This is a genomic window from Methylovirgula sp. 4M-Z18, assembly GCF_037890675.1.
Lineage (GTDB): Bacteria > Pseudomonadota > Alphaproteobacteria > Rhizobiales > Beijerinckiaceae > 4M-Z18.
This window is the reverse complement of record NZ_CP149574.1, coordinates 629084-648557: the sequence shown is the minus strand read 5'-3', so window position 1 is coordinate 648557 and position 19474 is coordinate 629084. Positions and strand designations below refer to the sequence as shown.

Annotated in this window: 13 protein-coding genes and 1 pseudogene; 7 read left to right on the top strand and 7 right to left on the bottom strand. The window is 58.5% G+C overall.

What is annotated here, in order from left to right; all coding sequences use genetic code 11:
• Positions 1–47 precede the first annotated feature (47 nt).
• Together V9T28_RS02900 and V9T28_RS02895 are read left to right on the top strand one after the other, a co-directional pair.
• A complete protein-coding gene (locus V9T28_RS02900; protein ID WP_158554789.1) occupies positions 48–2372 on the top strand; it encodes a fimbria/pilus outer membrane usher protein in 2325 nt (774 codons plus the stop codon).
• Complete coding sequence (locus V9T28_RS02895; RefSeq protein WP_116400695.1) at positions 2363–3280, top strand: Csu type fimbrial protein; 918 nt, start codon at positions 2363–2365, stop codon at positions 3278–3280. Before V9T28_RS02900 ends, V9T28_RS02895 begins: the two co-directional genes overlap by 10 nt.
• Before the next feature lie 71 nt (positions 3281–3351).
• On the opposite strand, the gene V9T28_RS02890 is transcribed toward V9T28_RS02895, so the two are convergent.
• From V9T28_RS02890 to V9T28_RS02870, 5 genes are all read right to left on the bottom strand, one after another.
• On the bottom strand, positions 3352–5997 hold the full coding sequence (locus V9T28_RS02890; RefSeq protein ID WP_445242148.1) for a DNA translocase FtsK: 2646 nt from the start codon (positions 5995–5997) through the stop codon (positions 3352–3354).
• Between the two features lie 156 nt (positions 5998–6153).
• A complete protein-coding gene (locus tag V9T28_RS02885) occupies positions 6154–7038 on the bottom strand; it encodes an ABC transporter permease (RefSeq protein ID WP_116400693.1) in 885 nt (294 codons plus the stop codon).
• Between the two features lie 2 nt (positions 7039–7040).
• Positions 7041–7928: an ABC transporter permease gene (locus V9T28_RS02880; RefSeq protein WP_116400692.1), complete on the bottom strand. Its 888-nt coding sequence runs from the start codon at positions 7926–7928 to the stop codon at positions 7041–7043.
• A gap of 89 nt (positions 7929–8017) precedes the next feature.
• Positions 8018–9304: an ABC transporter substrate-binding protein gene (locus tag V9T28_RS02875; protein WP_445242147.1), complete on the bottom strand. Its 1287-nt coding sequence runs from the start codon at positions 9302–9304 to the stop codon at positions 8018–8020.
• Positions 9304–10335, bottom strand: a complete 1032-nt coding sequence (locus V9T28_RS02870) for an ABC transporter ATP-binding protein (protein WP_116400690.1) — start codon at positions 10333–10335, stop codon at positions 9304–9306. Before V9T28_RS02870 ends, V9T28_RS02875 begins: the two co-directional genes overlap by 1 nt.
• Before the next feature lie 384 nt (positions 10336–10719).
• On the opposite strand from V9T28_RS02870, the gene V9T28_RS02865 reads away from it, so the two are divergent.
• A complete protein-coding gene (locus tag V9T28_RS02865; protein WP_116400689.1) occupies positions 10720–12267 on the top strand; it encodes a Ppx/GppA phosphatase family protein in 1548 nt (515 codons plus the stop codon).
• 47 nt (positions 12268–12314) lie between these two features.
• A pseudogene (locus V9T28_RS02860) lies at positions 12315–12452 on the top strand (glucose dehydrogenase); the annotation flags it as partial.
• Positions 12453–12887: 435 nt separating this feature from the next.
• On the opposite strand, the gene V9T28_RS02855 reads toward V9T28_RS02860, so the two are convergent.
• Positions 12888–13190, bottom strand: a complete 303-nt coding sequence (locus V9T28_RS02855) for a hypothetical protein (protein ID WP_116400688.1) — start codon at positions 13188–13190, stop codon at positions 12888–12890.
• Positions 13191–13698: 508 nt separating this feature from the next.
• On the opposite strand from V9T28_RS02855, the gene V9T28_RS02850 reads away from it, so the two are divergent.
• The 3 genes from V9T28_RS02850 to V9T28_RS02840 all read left to right on the top strand — a co-directional run bounded on the left by V9T28_RS02850 (position 13699) and on the right by V9T28_RS02840 (position 18217).
• A complete protein-coding gene (locus V9T28_RS02850; RefSeq protein WP_116400687.1) occupies positions 13699–14736 on the top strand; it encodes a class I SAM-dependent methyltransferase in 1038 nt (345 codons plus the stop codon).
• 328 nt (positions 14737–15064) lie between these two features.
• Positions 15065–17056: a putative bifunctional diguanylate cyclase/phosphodiesterase gene (locus tag V9T28_RS02845; RefSeq protein WP_116400686.1), complete on the top strand. Its 1992-nt coding sequence runs from the start codon at positions 15065–15067 to the stop codon at positions 17054–17056.
• A gap of 231 nt (positions 17057–17287) precedes the next feature.
• Positions 17288–18217: a LuxR C-terminal-related transcriptional regulator gene (locus V9T28_RS02840; RefSeq protein ID WP_116400685.1), complete on the top strand. Its 930-nt coding sequence runs from the start codon at positions 17288–17290 to the stop codon at positions 18215–18217.
• Here the strand turns inward: V9T28_RS02840 and V9T28_RS02835 are convergent.
• A complete protein-coding gene (locus V9T28_RS02835) occupies positions 18132–19283 on the bottom strand; it encodes a helix-turn-helix domain-containing protein (protein WP_116400684.1) in 1152 nt (383 codons plus the stop codon). The genes V9T28_RS02840 and V9T28_RS02835 overlap by 86 nt on opposite strands.
• Between the last annotated feature and the right edge of the window lie 191 nt (positions 19284–19474).

Below are 19474 nucleotides of genomic sequence, written 5' to 3'. Positions count from 1 at the left end.
TCTTGGTGACTTTTTCCGTCACGGCAAATCCTGCGCGAGCCCAGCTTTTGCCACCGATATCCGCCGATCAGGCTGCCGCGCCAGCGGATATGACCTTGCATCTCGAAGTTTCGATCAACGGCGCCTCGACGCAACTCGTAGAGCCCTTCGTGCTCACGCCGGACAAGCATCTGCAGATCGCCCAAGGGGATCTTGAAGATATCGGCCTCAAACCGCCAGCGGGCGGCGACGCCCATTCGCTCGTCGATTTGGCGAGCCTCCACAATGTGACCTATCGCTATGACGAACCGCACCAGATAATAGACTTCAGCGTGACGGATGCCGACCGCCTGCCGCGCCAATATGATGCCCGCGGTAATATCGAGCGCTCACCTCCCGCGCAGTCGGGCTGGGGCACCGTCCTCAACTACCGCCTCTTCGCCACGAGCACGAATCAGATCGGACAATTTCCCAGCTTTCAGGGCGTGAACGCCACGCTCGACGCGCGCGCGTTCAGCCCTTACGGGACTCTGTCGCAGACCGCCATCGTCGGCAGCTCGGTCACGTCGCGGACGTCCAATCTGCGTCTTGATTCGACTTACGAATATGCCAGCCAGGATCTGATGATGACCGGGCGAGCTGGTGATTTCATCTCCGGCGGTCTCAACTGGACACGCCCGATACGGCTCGGCGGCCTACAGTTGCAACGCGACTTCAGCCTGCGCTCCGACCTGGTGACCCAGCCTTTGCCGTCGATCGGCGGCAGCGCCGCAGTCCCCTCCACGGTCGACGTCTTCGTCAACAACGTCAAGACTTACTCGCAACAGGTCTCCGCTGGTCCGTACAATATCTCCAACCTACCGATCATCGCCAGCAACGGCATGGCGAGCGTCGTCGTAACTGATGCGTCCGGCTATCAGACGACGACGAGCGTTCCCATGTTCAACGCGCCCAACATGCTCAAGCCGGGCTTTATCGACTTCGCTCTCGACAGCGGTTTTGCCCGCCGCAACTATGGAATATTGTCCGACGATTATGACCGGCATCCGGTTGGAATGGCGACCGGGCGATACGGTGTCACGGACTGGCTGACGGCGGAGGCCCACACCGAAGGCGGAGCCGGTCTCGCCAATGGCGGCCTCGGCGCGGTGACGCGGCTCGGCCGTTTTGGCACATTGTCCCTCGGCGCGGCCGCCAGCCATTACAGCGCTCAGACCGGCGGCCAGGTTTACGCCGAATACAACCTCCAATTCAGCCACTTCACGTTCGATCTCGCGAGCCAGCGCGTCTTCGGGCGCTACAACGATTTGGCCGCGGTTACCGCCCCGCTGGAGTTGCCTGGGTTTAACGGCCTGCCTTTCGTCACTGCGACCGACCCGCGGCCACCGCGCGAGCTCGACCGCATTTCCGTCAGCACCGACCTTGGATTCGATCCTACCACGGTCGGCGTCAGCTTCATCAATCTTGTCCAGGCGGACAAGACCCGCTCACGCATCGTTACCGCTTCTTTGACACGCCAGCTTCCCAAGAATGTCTCGTTCTTCGCGACCGGATACGCCAATCTGTCGAAGAGCCACGACATGGGGCTTTACGCCGGCCTGTCTTTCCAGCTTGGGGACACGGTTCATGCCAATATCGGCGGCTCACTCACCAATGGCGGCAACCAGACATCGGTCGACATCGGCAATGCGCTTGGTCATGAGGACGATAGCTGGTCGTGGCGGCTGCGCGACAACGAGGGTGCGAACCCGGTTCGCATCGCGGATGCCGGCTACCGCTCGAGTTATGGCACGGTTTCGCTCGAGGCCAGCCAGCAGGGCAAATCGTTCAACGGCCAGGGGACGATCGAGGGATCGGCCGGCTATGTCGTCAACGGCGGCCCATTCGTCAGCAACACGATTCAGGACGGCTTCGCCGTGGTGAACACGGGCGTGCCTGGAGTGCCGGTCTATCAGGACAACCGGTACGTCGGCAAAACCAACGTCCTGGGCCAATATGTCTTGCCGGACCTTCCCTCCTATCAGAACAATCACGTCGGCATCGACCCGCTTGCCCTGCCGATGAACGCGGATGCCAGCACAACACGACAGGCTGTCTCGACGGCACGGCGGAGCGGCGTCGCACTCACCTTCGGCATCGACCACAAAGTCGACGGCGCCATCGTCATCTTCCGCGATGCAGCGGGAGTCAACTTGCTCGCCGGCAGCAAAGGGCAGCTCCAAGGGACTGACGAAAGCTTCGTGGTCGGCTACGACGGCCAAGCCTATGTCAAGCATCTCAAGGCCGAGAATACCGTCTCCATCGACCTCGGCGACCACGATTGCACCGCCACTTTCGGCTATCAGCCGCGATCCGACCGTCAACCCCTGATTGGACCCGTCACATGTCAATGATGCGGACACTCCGGCTCTGCCTGCTCTCCCTTCTTGCCTTCGCCGGAATGTTCCTGGCGCCGAGACCCACGCACGCACTGACCCTCGCCTGTAATGTCACGGTGACGCAGGAGAATTTCGGCACGGTCGACGTGCTGCCGGGCGCCGCCATCAACACCAACGCGTCGCTTACCGTCGACTGCGGCATCACCGCCTTGCAGGCCAATATCTACATGTGCATCACCTTTCCGGCCTATTCGATGCAGGGCTCGGGCGGCTCGGTGGCCTGGCAACTCGACGATCCGACCACGCCCTCGAACGTCTGGTCCAGCACCACGCCGATCGTGGTTCCCGCCGTGGCATTGAGCTTGGACCAGAAGGTGACCATCAATCTCCCAGCCACCATGTTCGGGGGGCAAAGCAGCGTTCCTTCCGGCACTTATACCCAATCACTGACAGGCTCGGCCACCTGGTCGACCACCAGTTGCACGTCCCATGATATCCTCAGCAGCGGCACGACAACCGCCAACGTATCCGCCCAGGTGATCGTGCAGAAGTCCTGCAACATCAGTGCGACCAATTTGAATTTCGGTTCCGTCGGCGATTTGACCACCGTCCACACCGGACAGTCCAGCCTCAGCGTCCAATGTACGAAAAGCACAGGCTATACGATCGGGCTGAACGGCGGCAATTCCGGCGCGACCGACCCGACGGCCCGCTCCATGACCGCCGGTTCGAACAGTATACGCTATGGGCTCTATCAGCAGTCCGGCGGCAGCACGCCATGGGGCAACACGTCGAGCAACTGGCTTTCCGGCACCGGGACGGCCGCGACCCAGACCATCCCGGTCTACGGCGTCGTGCCGATCCAAACGACGCCGCCACCCAACACCTACCAGGACACGATCATCGCGACCGTCACCTATTGAACCGATTGCCCAAGACGGTTCCAAGCGCATTGACACGAAGAATGCCCGATCACCATCGCACAAAACTCGCATCAATCGTCATCGTCTTTGGCTACCGGCCCGCCGCCGTTGCGGTTGTTGGAAATGATCTCCCGCTTGCCGACATGGTTCGCTGGGCCGACGAGGCCTTCCTTCTCCATGCGCTCGACAAGCGACGCTGCGCGATTGTATCCGATGCCCAGGCGGCGTTGGATATAGGATGTCGAACACTTCTTATCACGCAGGATGACCTTCACGGCCCGCTCGTAGAGGTCGTCCCCCTCATCAGCGGCAATCGCGCCTTTGTCGAAGACCGCCGCATCCTCTTCCTCGGCTTCCTCTTCGTCGCCTGATGTGACCGTATCGAGATATTCCGGGCGACCCTGCTGCTTCAGATGCGCGACGACCTTTTCGACTTCCGCATCCGAGACGAACGGGCCGTGGACGCGAGAAATGCGGCCACCGCCGGCCATGTGCAGCATATCGCCCTGGCCGAGCAATTGTTCGGCGCCCTGCTCGCCAAGAATGGTGCGGCTGTCGATCTTCGACGTCACCTGGAACGAAATGCGCGTCGGGAAATTCGCTTTGATCGTGCCGGTGATGACATCGACGGAGGGACGCTGGGTCGCCATGATGAGATGGATGCCGGCAGCGCGCGCCATTTGCGCCAGACGCTGGATTGCGCCTTCGATCTCCTTGCCGGCGACCATCATCAGGTCTGCCATCTCGTCGACGATCACGACGATATAAGGCATCGCCGCCAGGTCCATTTCCTGGCTTTGCTCGATCGGCGCGCCCGTGCTCTTGTCGAACCCAGTCTGGACCATCACGTGGATCGTCTCGCCCTTTTCGCGCGCGACCGCGACACGGCTGTTGTATCCGTCGATATTGCGCACCCCGAGGCGCGACATCTTCCGGTAGCGATCCTCCATCTCGCGCACCGCCCATTTCAGCGCCATCACGGCCTTCTTCGGGTCGGTCACGACGGGCGTCAGCAAGTGCGGGATGCCGTCATAAACGGACAGTTCCAGCATCTTCGGGTCCACCATGATCAAACGGCATTGCTCCGGCGTCATGCGGTAGAGCAGCGACAGGATCATCGTGTTGATGGCAACGGACTTGCCCGAGCCGGTGGTGCCGGCGACTAGCAGATGAGGCATCTTGGCGAGCTCCGCGATGACCGGCTCGCCGCCAATGGTTTTGCCGAGGCCGAGTGCCAGCTTGTAACCGCTTCGTTCGAAATCGGGCGATTCGATCATCTCGCGGAAATAGACCGTCTCGCGGACGTTGTTCGGCAGTTCGATGCCGATGACATTGCGGCCTGGAACAACGGCGACGCGGGCCGAGAGCGCGGACATCGAACGGGCGATATCGTCCGCGAGATTGATGACGCGCGAAGATTTCACCCCGGGGGCCGGTTCGAATTCGTAGAGCGTCACCACCGGGCCGGGCCGGACGTGGATGATCTCGCCCTTGACGCCGAAATCCTCCAGCACGCTTTCCAGCAGACCGGCGTTCTGCTCCAACGTTTCCTGCGTCATGATCACGGCGGACCGGACGACGGGCTCTTGCAGCAGGTCGCGTGGCGGAAACTCGTATTCCGCAGAGCCAGCAGCGGCAGCGGGCCACCCCTCGACCGGCGGCAAGGCAGGGTGCCTGCGCGGCACGATGGTGATCGGCTCGGCGCTCACATAGCGGGGCGCCGCTTCAACGGCAGGAGCAGCCGTTTCCGTTTCTGTGACTGGTTCGAATACCGGCTGCGTCGGAATATTCGCAAACATCGGCTCCGCTTCCGGAATGGCAGCGGAAGGAATTTCAGCCGCCGCCTCGGCGTCCGCGGCAAAGACATCTGCCGGGCCGGTTTGCGGAACCGTTGGCTCGAATTCGGCAGCAGCACCCGGCTCCATTTCCATCGGCGCGTCTGGGGCGACGGGCTCCGCTGTCACGGGCATCTCGATCGGCGCCGTCTCGGCGACATGATCGTCCTGAACCAAGGCGGTTGTAACGGCAGCGGGCGGCACCTCGGCCACTTGCGGCGCATTCATCGCCGGTGCGGGCCGGCGGCATTCGACAACCCGATATTTCGCGACGATCGCTTCAGCCTCGACGTCGATCTCGGGAATGACCAGCGACTGAACCGGCGCGCCCTTGATCGCGGACACGAACTCGCCCTCGAAAGGCATCGCATCCCAGAAGGCGAAGTCGGACAGATGGGTAAAGCGCGATTCAGATGCGCGTGCGGCAACGGAGCCCGGCACATGTGAAGAAGCCTCCAAAATAGTCGAGGGAGGTGCTGCATTTTCGACGGCCAATTCCGCTCCGGGCGCGGCGGCCGAAACAGGCGGTTCCGTCGCCGGAGTTTCGCTGCCTTGCACGTCGGACTCCGTCCCGGTCGATGGCCGCTCCACGGGCAACGATTCGGCAGACGGTCGGCGGCCAACGATGTCTACTTCCCGCGTACGGGTAAAACGGACATTCGGGCCCATCAAAAAAGCCTTCTGCCAGCCCGGCGAAGTCACATTCTCCGCCGATGGCGGCGCAACCGGCTTGGGCTGCAAATTGGTTATCGGCCGCACGGCAGGAGCGGTCCGCATTTCCTCGGCGCGGCAGTCCTCATTGGCGAGTTGATTCGCGTCAGAATTTCCATCGGACTGGAAGTCTGTTGCCGCATTCAAATATGTCGTTTGGGAAAGACGCATAATATCCGCAACCCGGTTATTGATTTTGCCAAGGGCTTCACAATCCGAATAGGGCAAGGACGGTTAAAAAGTTCCTTCGCGCTATCACAGGCACCCGTTTGCGCCGACTTTTCCCCAAGGCGGCGGACAATTTCCCGATATGCGGTGCAAATGAAGTCAGGCTTTGCCGGCGTCAGAACCGAATCGGGCCTGGCGGTTGCGCAGAATCAGGATCGACACGAGCGCACAGCCGATCACGAGGAACGACACCGTCGTCGTCACCGTGCCAAGCGCGTAAATCTCCGGCGTCGTGACGGTCGTGGTAAGCGCCTGCAGTTCCATCGGCAATGTATTGTGTTCGCCGATCGCCTGGCTGGAGCGCGCGATCTCGTCCCAGGACAAAGTGAAGCCAAAGAGCCCGATGCCGATGACGGATGGGAGAATGATCGGCAAAATCACGTGCGCGAAGGTTTGCCACGGCGTCGCGCCCAAATCCCGCGCCGCCTCTTCGAGTCGGGAATCGAAACGGTTGAAAATCGCGAACATGACCAGCAGTCCGAAGGGTAGCGTCCACGTGAGATGCGCGCCAAGCCCCGAAGTAAATAGGCCCATCGTGGTCGAGAGGCCATCGCTGACCCAGGCGGGGGCGTAGTTCTTGACCGCGTCGTCGATCAGCCGGAACTGCAGCGCGATCCCCAGCGAGGTGACGATCGAGGGCACGATCAAGCTCGCGACCGTGACGTAAAACAGCAATCCGTCCCCAAAAAACCGCTTGCGATAGGCGAGGCCCGCAAGAACCGACAAGATCACTGTAAGAATCATGACGACGACGCCGAGCTCCAGCGAGCGCTGGAAGGCAGAATTGATGTCGACGATGCCGCCGCCGGCCCAAAGCTTTTCGAACCAGTGCAACGAGACGCCGTTCATGGGAAACGTCATGCCACCGTTCGGACCTTGGAACGACAGAATGAAGATCGTGATCGTCGGCCCGTACAGGAACAACACGAACAATCCGAAGAACAGCGCCAGCCAATAGAAGGATGCGGGGCGTCCGTCACGCATGATCAAAGCTCCTTGCGCATGTCGACGATGCGCGTCAACGCCGCAATGATCAGAAGCGTGCAGCCGAGCAAGATGACGGCATTGGCCGCGGCCGGCGGGAATTGCAGCGCATTGAGACGCGTTTCGATGATCTTGCCCGCCGAGGCGATCTGCTCGCCGCCCATGACGCCAACAGTGATGAAATCGCCCATGACGATTGTGATGACAAAGATCGAGCCGATCACGATGCCGGGTTTGGCGAGCGGAACGACCACATTCCACAATGTCTGCCAGCCGGTGGCGCCGGCGTCATATGCCGCCTCCAGCAAATTGCGATCGATCCGCATCATGGAATTGAAGATCGGCACGACCATGAAAAACGTGAACAGATGCACGAAGGCCAGAATGACGGAGAATTCGGAATAGAGAAACCATTCGACCGGCGCATGTGTGATGCCCATCGATTGTAGCGTCGTATTCAACAGCCCGTTGCGGCCCAGCAATGGAATCCACGAGATCATTCGAATGACGTTCGATGTCCAGAACGGAATGGTGCAGATGAGAAAGAGGGTCATCTGCATGGTTGTCGAACGGATGTGAAAGGCGACGAAATAGGCGACGGTAAAGCCGATGACGAGCGTCAAAAGCCAGACAATGAAGCAGAATTTAACCGTGGACACATAGGTTTTCAGAATGGTGCACAAGTTCGGGAGCTGATCGTAACAGCCTTCGAATGTTTCCGTATAAGAACGGAACGTGAAGTGCGGCAGGATCGCGTAATCGTTATAGTCCCAGAAACTGACGAGAACGACCAAGGCCAGCGGCACAATGAAAAAAAGAAGAAAGACCAGCGCGAAAGGCAGCGCCTGAAGTCGCGCGGGGACGCCGGAGGTGCGAAAGGTTGAAAACATACTGGCTGCTTCTGCATCCTTAAGAAATGGCTTCCGGTTTGAACCGGAAGCCGAGACGAATGCCACGCGCGACGCGCGCAGCCCTCCGCTTACGCGGCGATGAATTCATTCCATTTGCGGACCATGTAATCGTTCTCGTCCATGATCGAGTTCCAGCACGCCACACTACCCATGCGATCGTCGTATGATCCACCGTCGCGCACGGCCCCAGCCTTTTCGAGCAACGAACCATCCGGCGCATGAATGTCCTTTTCCGCCGGCTTGCCTTCCATCCAATAGGCCCATTCATAGGGCTCCATATTGGCTTTGGCGGTGGAAAGGACGGCGGAATAATAGCCCTGACGATTCAGATAGGCGCCGGCCCAGCCGGACAAGAACCAATTGACGAATTCGTAGGCCCATTCCTGCTTCTTGCCGGTCACACCTTTCGACATGCAGAAGCCCGACGCCCAGGAGCGATAACCTTCCTTGAGCGGCTGGAAGACGCACGGAATGCCCTTCGTGCGCACCGCCGTCACGGCCGGCGACCACATCGACTGAATAACGGTCTCGCCCGAAGCCATGAGATTCACGCTCTCGTTGAAATCCTTCCAGAAGGCGCGGAATTGGCCGGACTTTTTCGCCTCGGTCATCACACCCATGGTGAGGTCGATTTCCTGGCGCGTCATATTGCCCTTGTCCGGATATTTGTATTTGCCCATGGCTTCGATCACCATCGCGGCATCCATGATACCGATCGACGGGATGTTGAGAATCGCTGCCTTGCCCTTGAACTCGGGGTTCAACAATTCGGCCCAAGAATCGATCGGACGCTTGATCAAATCCGGGCGGATGCCCAGCGTGTCGGCATTGTAGACGGTCGGAATCAGCGTCACCCATTCGGTGACCTCTTTGGCGAAGGTCGTGGAGTTGGCGCCTTCCAGGAACATCACCTTTTTCGGCGCCGTTCCTTGATCGCCGATCTTTTTGCCGTTCGGCAATTCGCCCTTGGTGAACACGGGCGTGATGTTGTCGAATTCCTTGATCTTCTTGGCATCGAGGCCAAGAATATTTCCCGACGGCACCAGTTTCTTGAGGCTGAAATATTCGGTGTCGAGCACGTCGAAGGAATTCGGCTGGGTGATGACACGCTTCGTCACGTCATCCGTCGTCGCCGAAATATATTCGATCGTGATGCCCGTATCTTCTTTGACCTTCTTCGTAATGTCGTCCGATTGATTGACCGCGGTGCCCAGATAGCGCAGCACTTTGGGCTCTTGCGACCACACCGCCGGAAAGCCGGTAATAGCGCCGGAGCCCGCGGCAACACCGGCGAGCGCCGTCGCACTCTTCAGCAGTTTGCGGCGGGAAATTCCCCTCTTCTCATTTTTGGTCATCATACTCTCCTATCAAGCGGCTCTAAACGATGAACGTCCGCCGGATTCCAGCTGACGGCGACATGGTCGCCAGGTTGAAACGGTGTGGCGTAAAAGGCTTGCTCGCCGACAAGGGCGGTCAGCTCGGGCAGATTCGGTGCGGCGAGCACGACATGAAAATGCGTGCCCTGATATTCCATGCTCCGAATCGTCGCCGTCAGCTCGGAATTTGAGCCAAGCGTGATAGGCCGCAGCGTCGTAAGATCGGTCCGCACGGCGATCGGCCCGGAATCGCTCGGCAAGATATTGTGCCCACCCATGAATTTGGCGACGAATTCCGTCTTGGGCGCGTTGAAGACCTCACGCGGTGGCCCAAACTGCTCGATCTTGCCGCCGTTCATGACGACGATCAGATCGGCAAGAGCCATCGCCTCATCTTGACCATGCGTCACATGCACGAAACTGATGCCGAGCTCCTTTTGCAGCCGGCGCAATTCCGCGCGCATCTTGACACGCAGGAAAGGATCGAGCGCGGATAGCGGCTCATCGAGCAGCAGGATCTGCGGCTCGGTGATGAGCGCGCGCGCAAGGGCGACGCGCTGCTGCTGTCCCCCCGAGAGCTGGGCCGGGCGGCGCTCCGCATATTGCGCCATGTTGACGAGCGTCAAGAGCTCAAGCGCCTTGGCCCGCCGAACTTTCTTGTCGACACCACGCATTTTCAATGAGAAGGCCACATTGTCGAGGCAAGAAAGATGCGGGAACAAAGCGTAGCTTTGAAACATCATAGCGGTGCCGCGCTTGGCCGGCGGCAGATCCGTGACATTGACATTGTCGATGATGATATCGCCCGAGGTGACGGCCTCGTGGCCGGCCAACATCCGCAGCGTGGTCGTCTTGCCGCAACCGGAGGGGCCGAGCAGACAGCAATAGGTTGCCGCCGGAATCTTCAAATCGATGCAGTCGACCGCAACAGTGCCCCCGTAAGATTTGCTGACTGCCGCATATTCGACTTGGCCCCGTGCCTTGACGCTCGACTCTTTTAATGCCGTCACTCCGCCACTCCCACCATACTCCGGACTACCCAATGCAGGGTACGTGCCAAGTGGCGAATGGCGGCATAGCCACGTGTATTGGCGATACAACTTTGGCGGGAGCAACCGGCATTGATTTAAAAACTTAAATACGTTGCCGCGTTGGGACCGTGCGGTGGAACGACGAGGCAACGAACTGTTGGTGCAAAGACAGCACCTGTGGTCAATGTCGCGTCATATGCCCCTTAATTGGGCGAAAGCCAGCCCGATAGCGGGCTCAGAGTGAGGCCGCCGCTTCCCGACAAGCCAGGGAGGCATGCGGCGATCGACGGCGTTGCGAAATCAGGCGAGCGGGGCGCATAGTAACAAAAAAGATTTGCTGTCCGAGAATGAAAGGGAGGCTTCATGGCAAAGGGCACCGACGCCGCACCGGTCCAACGGCCGCTCGAGCTCGATCCCAAGCGCGCGGGCCGCCTTGATCGGCCGCCCTATGGCGTCATCGACATCGGCTCCAATTCGATCCGTCTCGTCGTGTACGATCAACTCGGCCGCGCGCCTTTGCCGCGTTTTAACGAGAAATCCCTTTGCCGCCTTGGCGAGGGGCTGGCACAGACGGGCATGATCGCCGCCGACGGCTTCCGCCGCACCGTCGAAGCCGTACGGCGATTCCGGGCGATCGCCGACGCAATGGGCGTTGCACGGCTCGATGCGACGGCGACGGAGGCCATTCGCCGGGCCGGCAATGGCAAGGACCTGGTCAAGGCCATCAGCCAGGATGCCGGCGTCGACGTTCGTATCCTTTCGGGCGCCGAAGAGGCCCGATTTGCCACTCTCGGGGTCATCTCGGGCTTTTTTCGCCCCGTCGGCGTCGTCGGCGACATGGGCGGCGGCAGCCTTGAAGTCGCGGAGGCGCATGACGATCAGGTCGGAGATGAATGGGTCAGCCTGCCGCTCGGTGCTTTGCCGGTCGAGGCCATCATGAAAAAAGGGGAGGACTCCAAGCGCCAGATCGATGCTCTTTTGACGAAAGGCCTGCCGTTGTCCTTCGTCAGGCCGACCTTTTTTGCCGTTGGCGGCGGCTGGCGTGCCTTTGCCAAGGCCCATATGATCGCGATGGGCGCTCCGGTCCAGGTCGTGCATGGGTATCGCATCACGACGGCGGAAGCCCGCAGCTTCGCGAAAACGATTTTGCGGCTCGCCCCTGGCAAGATGGGCGAACTGGCCGGCGTCTCGCGCCGGCGCTCTCGGACCTTGCCTGCCGCGGCCTTGATGCTCGACCGCGTGCTCAAGCACCTTGCCCCGCAGCATGTGGTCTTTTCCGCGCTCGGTCTGCGCGAAGGCTGGCTTTATTCGCAGCTCGCCCCTCAGGAGCGCTATCTCGATCCGCTGGTCGAAGGCGCCCAACTGATCGGCTTACCGGTGGCGCGCGTGCCGGATTTCGCTCCGGCTCTGGTCGACTGGACGGCGGATCTGGTCAAAGAGGAGAGGCCCGCCTATACGCGCCTGCGGATTGCCGTATGTGCGCTTTCGGATATTGGTTGGCGCGATCATCCCGATCTCAGGGCCGAGGAAAGTTTTCGTCGTACCTTGCAATTCCCTCTCATCGGGCTCGAACATTGGGAGCGCGCCTTCCTCGCCATTGCCCTTCATGCGCGCTATGCGGGACGGCTCGATGCGCCTTATCTTTCGGCGGGGCTGAAACTTCTCTCCGAAACGGACCGCCGCCGCGCCGAAATACTCGGCCGTGCCATTCTCCTGGCCTACCGTCTTTCTGGCGGCATACCCTCGGTGCTGGCCAACTCGCGTTTGAAAATCGGCTCCACGCGCTTGCGTCTGGAAGTTGCCAAATCTGCACGCGTTCCCGACAGCGAGGCGGTCAGCGAGCGCCTGACCCTGCTCGCCGCCGCCGCCGGCACCAAGTTTTTCGAGATCACCGAACTTGCGGAAACATGATGAATGGGGTCGGCACCGCTACGTCCTGATGAAGCCCGATCGGGGGGCGTAATCTGAATCTCAACGTGAACGTCGTCGTCAAAAATATTCGCACCGAGATCCCGCACATGATCGAACGCGGCACGGGCGACATCATTGTCACGAGTTCCGTGCTGGGCCATACGGCGGTTCCGTGGGAAACCGTCTAGAACAGACGTTTCCGCCCTTGCTCCGCCGCTTGCAAGCTCGCGTCGGACAGCGCCCAATCTTTGCCGGACCAGCATTAACCTTAATCAGCAATATGTCGGATGACGCGCGGAATGAAGCGCCCGACGCACACAAGCGCGCCGAATACTCACCCTCGGCGACCGGCACTTGGTGGGATCTTGTGTCCCCCGGAGCGATCCAATCGACAATCAGCCGCGAACGGCACGGCGCTTGCGAGGACTGGAGCCGAACGACCCTCACGCGAGCGTTGATCGGCGGCTTTCAATGCCCCCCCAAACGCCTATCATCGAGCAGCTATGAGTTGATCAGTAAAGCGCAGATCGAAAGCTTATGAAACGCCTGACACTTTAAACAAAACTGAATAATTCATATTTCTGCAATAAAGGAAAAGTAATAGTCGTTTCAGACTTCAATCAATGCTTCACGTTAAAACCTGCCCCTTTATTCATTGCCGTGTCTTCATCATCGTCCAGAGACAGATAATTGGCCTCGACCCAATCTTTTAAAATATTACGGATCAGTTGTTCTTTGGAAAGCCCAAATTCCATCGCCATTTCCGCAAGCGGAAAGTCGACGTCGGCGTCCAAGACGATCGTGCTAGCGTTACGGATCCGCGTCGCGGCGGTCCGCAGCAATGCGGCAACTTCCTGATCTAAAGTGGAACCAACCTGCTGCGAAGCGGTCTCTAAAGCGTCAATAAACGAAATACGGGTCATGCTGCAGTCTTCCTAATTGACTATCAATGAACCAAAACGCCCAAACTTGTCGATAGCAAACTTGGACGCCGCTTCACCAATGCAGGGCCACCGCCTGTCGTGAGTCGCTATCTAGCCAAATATTGTCGCCCCTGCACAGTCCCCCATTAGCACTAATCCCGAGGGATAAGTGCACCTTCGTCTCGCAATGTGCTAATTCACACCAGATACGCAGCTTTCAAAGCCGTGACAGTTTGCCAAATATATATGACAGCGATCATCATAACGCAGCAAAGGCTACGTGGAAACCAGCTCATCGGCTCTGTGCCGGCCAAAGAATCGGGGCCCCGCCATTCTCTGCGCTCAAAATATCGTCCCAAATGCTGCCGAATTGCATAAACATTTGCGCACCATACTGGCGCGTTGATCAACCTTGTTCTAACATTTGTAGTGAGCCGATTAGTATCCACAAAGATTTCTGCGATACTCATCAGAGCGCCCCATTGATTGGCTTGCACGGAGAAATAGAATGAGACAGGCACTTTTGGACGGTCAAAGCCTGATAACGCCGGCATTGTTCACGGAATCGCTTTATCAAACGAAGACCGCCTTTGACGGCGACCAATTGGAAAGTGCCGTATTTTCAATGTCTAAGACGTTGGACCAGGCAAATCTGGAATTTTCACGAGGCGGTAACCCGAGCGCGATTATCGATACGACGGCGCGCGAGCTTCATCTTCTCCGTAATCGCGTCGACACAAGTGTGTGGCAAGCGCTCCTCCCGATCGCGCAGGAACATCCGGTCGCCGAATATTTCTTGCAAGACCCCTTCACGCGGTGGTCTTTCACAAAGCCGCGGGGTTATTCGGGCGATGCAGGCCTGCTAGATTTCATTTACGGCCATTCCGATGTTGCCAACGAGATCAACAACGCCTCCCCGATCGGTCGCGCCCTCTATGATTACACGAAGGACGCGTCGTCGTCGGTCGCGGTTCGGGAACGGCGCGATCTGCTGACGAAGCATGTCGACGCTGTCGCCGCCGCCCGCGGAAAAGAGACGGAGATCCTGACCATTGCAGCCGGGCATTTGCGTGAAGCCAATCGCTCGCAGGCCCTGCAAGAAGACGGAATTTCCCGTTGGGTGGCGCTCGATCAAGATCCGGACAGCGTCGAATCGATCCGGCGGGATTTCGCGGGCACCCGCATCCAGGCCGTCGAGGGCTCGGTCCGCGGCCTGTTGACCAAAGCCAATACGCTCGGCACCTTCGACTTCATCTATGCAGCGGGCCTCTATGACTATCTGTCCCGCAAGGTGGCGATCAAGCTCACGCAGTGCTGCCTGAACATGCTGAAACCAAATGGCGTTTTCCTCTTTGCCAATTTCGCGCAAGAGATCGGCGTCGACGGATACATGGAAACGTTCATGAACTGGCCGCTCCTGTTGCGCTCTGAAGAGGACATGAGCGACATCGTCAGCGCCAGCATCGGTTCGAATACCATGAACTCGACAATATTTTTCGGAGAGAACCGGAATGTTGTCTACGCAACGATACAAAAGATCGGCTAACGCAACGATCTGGAACCACTTTTGTGACGGCGTCCCCGAAAGGGACGTCCAGAACATCGGCAACTGTGTGGCTCGTACTGTGTCGGGCCGCGAGCGGCTCGTGGCCGCGGCGGTAGCCTGCGGTCAGAACGGCGCCAGCTCAACATTCGGCCAACCACGGCAATAGCACGCAACCGGTCAGACCGGGCGTAAAGGATTGGACTATTATACAAACTTTGATAACTGGTGACGCAGCGAAGCTTGCATCGTTGCAAGCAAGAATTCAGGTGTGGACGCACCTGTTTCACTCATGTGCGCGTCATGGCCGGTCTCTTAGGGCAACATCAAGATGAGTCGCGGGGACGCCCGAAACAACGTTGCTCAAGACGACGCCGGCATTTCCGACCAGCAGTTTTCTTCGTCCGACCTTCGCGGGCTTTATCGAAACGAACGCGAGAATTTTCAAATCAACGCCGTCAGAAGCGGTCTATGGCTCGCCGTTTTCGCATATATACTATTTTCGATTACAGATATCATTCTGATCCCGGATGTTTCCGCGCATACGATCGCCGTGCGGTTCGCGATTGGAATATTCGTATTGATTCTATTCGAATTCGCCGTCTTGCGGAGCAAGAATAGGGATGTACTGGATTCGATATGCGCCATTGCCGTTGTTGCCGGATACGCTCTCTGGCTCATTTTTGCGGCTCAAACCGCGTATACCGAGAATTTCTCTTACTATATGGTCTTCGGCTCTATATTCATGATGGGAGCAAATCTGTTCTTCGCTTTTCGATTTGAAATATCAATCGTCTCATCAGCATTAATACTTAATTGCTTTTTTGTTTCTCTCTTCACCCTGCACTACTCTTGGTCATATATTATATGCCTCGGCACGTTCTATATATCTTGCTTTGTATTCACGTCGTATTTGAACTGGAATTTGAATCTTGAGCGCTATAACGTTTTCCTGAATGCTTTGGAGGCTAAAAAGCAACAGGCGGAGGCCACCGAGCGCGGCCAAGCATTACTGCGTCTGTCGCGAACGGATCCGCTAACAAATTTGAATAATCGTCGAGCGATGGACGATATATTGCATAAATACTGGTCCGATTGGGTCGAGCACGGTAAGAGCTTTTCCCTCGTCCTGATCGATATCGATCATTTTAAAAAGTTCAACGATCACTACGGCCATTTACGCGGGGATTATTGCCTGACCCTCGTTGCCGCAGCGCTTGGAAATGTCGTGCACCAATATGGCGGATCGATCGGACGCCATGGCGGCGAAGAATTCATCGCTTTGGCCCCTGTGCAGCATAGCGAGCAGATCGCTGCTTTCGGGGAAGCCATTCGCCGGACGGTGGAAGATCTCGCCCTTCCCCACCAAGGCCGCCGCGATCGCACATCGGTCGTCACGGCGAGCGTCGGCGTCTCGACCCCCCGCCCCGGCACGGACGTGAAACTGGAAAAAATCCTCACCGAAGCTGACCGTGCCCTGTATCTTGCCAAGGCGAGCGGCAGAAATAGCGTAAAATATTTCAACATCAGCGATATCGAAGAGAGCGACCTGAACGATCGGGTCGCCAAACTGCTCAAAGAGGCCATCGAGCGCAACCTCGTGTCGATTGCCTTCCAACCCATTCTGAACGTTCGATCGGGCACGGTCGATACAGCAGAGGCGCTCATGCGGCTCCGCATGCCGGACGGCACGGAAGTACCGCCCCGCTTTTTCGTCCCGATTGCCGAAGAGACAGGCATCATTCTCGAACTGCAATATTGGATGATAAGGACCGTCTGCAGGAAGGTCCTATCGCAGTACGAGTTCCTCAGCGTGAGTATCAACATATCACACATGGAACTCAAGACGCCTGGATTCGTGGATTCTGTCGCCACCATTCTCGATGAAGCCGCAATCCGGCCGGACCGGTTGATCTTCGAAATTACGGAGCGGCTGGATTTGGAGCGCGATTCGGAGATTCTTGCCCACGTCCAGGACCTGAAACGATTGGGCATCCGCATCTGGCTCGACGATTTTGGCACGGGATATGCCGGCCTTTCTTGGCTGCGTCTGGTCGACTTCGATACGGTGAAAATCGACCAAACCTTCCTTCGCGACTGTAAAACGCCGAAGGGACGAACGATGCTTGGCGATATTAGTCGGCTCGTGCGCAATTGCGGTCCCAAAATCCTCGTCGAGGGCGTGGAAACGGCCGGGCAGATGGCCGTCCTGCACGAACTCGGGATCGACCAAGCTCAAGGCTTTTATATCGGCATTCCGAGACCGGTGGATCAGCTATTTTCGACAGATTCGGCATTGCAGATCCTGCAGGACGAGGCTTAGACGCCCTAGCGACGCGAGTCGTCGTTCTGGTCGCTTGTTCCAAGCGGAAAAGCGGCTTTCCCGAGACTCAGATCCCCATCCCGCGGCGCCTCACCGGCGGCCTCTCGGCTCTCGCCTGCAGTTTTGGACGGGCCGCTACAACTTGGGACAGTGGGCTAATGACCGGGACAGCGCCAAGCCTTACCACATTGCTATCAGCAAAGTTTGCAATCGACGGGCGCGGTCAAGGCTATGTCTTTTCAAACACCTACCCCCATCCCCCAATTTCCTGCGGCCTCACCCCTTTCCGCTCAAGGCGGCGTGTGGGAGCCTGGCAGGCTCCGGGCTCCTATCCGCTCCCAGTGGACCGAAACCAGCAAGACCCCGCTGGTGGTCATTTCGGACAGCCGGATATTCGCAACGTGCTTCACGCGTTGCCTGCAATTGGCCGCTCCAGAATTTGATGTGCTGTCTTACCGCGACATCGGGGAGTGGCTGGCGAGCGAAGAGGCTTGCGACGGCATCGCGCTGCTTTGTGCGGTCGGCGACAAGGCGACCGAGGCCGCCATTCGCCAGATCCCGCAATGTTCGGAGGGCGCACGTGTCATCATCGTCTCGGATCTGGATAGCTCCGCACTGATGATGTCGGCGCTGACGTTCGGGGCCAAAGGTTTTGTCACGATGAATACCAACCTCGATCTCGCCTTGGGGGCGATCAAGTTGGTTAACCTCGGAGGCAGCTTCATTCCGACCTGCAGCTTCGTTCAACAGCGCCACGAAACGAAGGCCCCTTCACCCGCAACCAAAGCATCGACTGACGAGTCCGAGTACTTCACCGAGCGGCAACTCGACGTGCTGAAGCTGACGCGCCAAGGCGATCCCAATAAGATTATCGCGCATAAGTTGAACCTAAGCCAGGCGACCGTGAAGGTTCATCTGCGCAACATGATGCGCAAAGTGAAAGCGCGCAACAGAATCGAGCTCATTCTCAAGAGCGACGAACTTCGCGGGCTAACCGCGAACGGAGCAAGCTCGGGTGCCGCGACGAAAAGCAAGGCCGCCGTTGGCGCGCGTCGTGGTGGGGCCGATCGCGCTCCTACCGGCCCAACTCTTTCAGCCACGCATCAAAGGAGGGAGCCTCTGCGATCTTCGGCTTTTCGGGCAAAAGAGCGCTGGTCATAAGTTGCCTCGCCTGAGTCGGGCTGTATCCGAACTCGCGGCTGAAGGCACGGCTGAAGTCGGCGGATGAATTGAACCCGAACGCATCAGCAATGGTTGAGACATGCCTGCGGTCACGCGGGTCGCTGAGCGCGGCGTGCGTGGCCAAAAGACGCTGCTTCTGAATATAGCGAACCACACCGCCGCTGGGCGCAAACAGCTTGTACAGATGCGTCCGCGAAAGGCCCAATTCCTTGCACAGCATTTCCGGCGTGATCTGTGTGGACAAGAGCTTCTCGCTGACGAATTTGCGGGCGCGTTCCATGACGGCGAGCGAGCCGGCCCGAATCCCGTCCGTACCCTTGCCTTCCGGGGACGACAGGCAGGCGATGATCATATCCCTGGTCGCTCCTATGACGCGCGGCAGTTCCTCCTCGGTAAAATCGTTCAATCGCGCTTCGATCGCCCCGATATAGACGGCCAGAACGTTGGCGAGGTTACTGGACAAGACGCGATTGTTGTTGATGTCGAGCAGCCAGACACTGTCGCCAAACAGGCTTCGGGGCATGTAGATCGTGAGAAATTCGGAATCGAGCATGCGGCCGCGATAGGGGCGCCCCAAGGATCGTATCTCGATCGTTCCGGGCTTGCATTCGGCGACCTTGCCGCCGACCTCCGTCCATGAGCGTCCGCTCCGCCGCAGCGTGATCGCCCAATGGTCAAGCGGGCTGGCGCGGAGTCTGGCTTCGGTTCGTTGATAGCGGTAGGCCGACGCGCGCTGTTGCACGAGCAGCATGTGACGGAAGTTCCAGGCCGTGTGTCTCGCGACGAAGCCCCCATCCTCGGAAACATCGTCGGGCAATTGCACGTCCATTAAGGAAGAGACATAGTTTTTCCAGCCACCAAACTGACTCTCCGACGGCAAATCCTGCGTCGTAAAAGACAAAGGTTTCAGTGCCGGAGGCGCGCGCAGTTTCGCCGCGTCCTCGGTATCCTGCACCCGCGGCCAGCGACGACGCTCCTGCCGCGCCCGGGCGGCTGTTGCGTCGTCGGTATCCCCATTGCCTATTGCAGAGGATTCGTCACCCATATTGAGTCTCCAATACCACTATACGTTGCCTCAACACCGCTTTCTAGCCTGACGCATTCACAATACGGTCACCTGGACTCGTCGTATGTAATATATCGTGTTGACATCTACTGGCTTTGTATCAGCCATGCATTGCCGGAATGAAAATAATGCCTGGAACTCATGCCGTACGATGCCGAGTCAAAAGCGAC

Bases quoted from the DNA above. Each gene is read 5' to 3' on its own strand.
- V9T28_RS02895 (WP_116400695.1), top strand. From the start codon at position 2,363: ATGTCAATGATGCGGACACTCCGGCTCTGCCTGCTCTCCCTTCTTGCC.
- V9T28_RS02890 (WP_445242148.1), bottom strand. From the start codon at position 5,997: ATGCGTCTTTCCCAAACGACATATTTGAATGCGGCAACAGACTTCCAG.
- V9T28_RS02885 (WP_116400693.1), bottom strand. From the start codon at position 7,038: ATGCGTGACGGACGCCCCGCATCCTTCTATTGGCTGGCGCTGTTCTTC.
- V9T28_RS02880 (WP_116400692.1), bottom strand. From the start codon at position 7,928: ATGTTTTCAACCTTTCGCACCTCCGGCGTCCCCGCGCGACTTCAGGCG.
- V9T28_RS02875 (WP_445242147.1), bottom strand. From the start codon at position 9,304: ATGACCAAAAATGAGAAGAGGGGAATTTCCCGCCGCAAACTGCTGAAG.
- V9T28_RS02865 (WP_116400689.1), top strand. From the start codon at position 10,720: ATGGCAAAGGGCACCGACGCCGCACCGGTCCAACGGCCGCTCGAGCTC.
- V9T28_RS02855 (WP_116400688.1), bottom strand. From the start codon at position 13,190: ATGACCCGTATTTCGTTTATTGACGCTTTAGAGACCGCTTCGCAGCAG.
- V9T28_RS02850 (WP_116400687.1), top strand. From the start codon at position 13,699: ATGAGACAGGCACTTTTGGACGGTCAAAGCCTGATAACGCCGGCATTG.
- V9T28_RS02845 (WP_116400686.1), top strand. From the start codon at position 15,065: ATGAGTCGCGGGGACGCCCGAAACAACGTTGCTCAAGACGACGCCGGC.
- V9T28_RS02840 (WP_116400685.1), top strand. From the start codon at position 17,288: ATGTCTTTTCAAACACCTACCCCCATCCCCCAATTTCCTGCGGCCTCA.
- V9T28_RS02835 (WP_116400684.1), bottom strand. From the start codon at position 19,283: ATGGGTGACGAATCCTCTGCAATAGGCAATGGGGATACCGACGACGCA.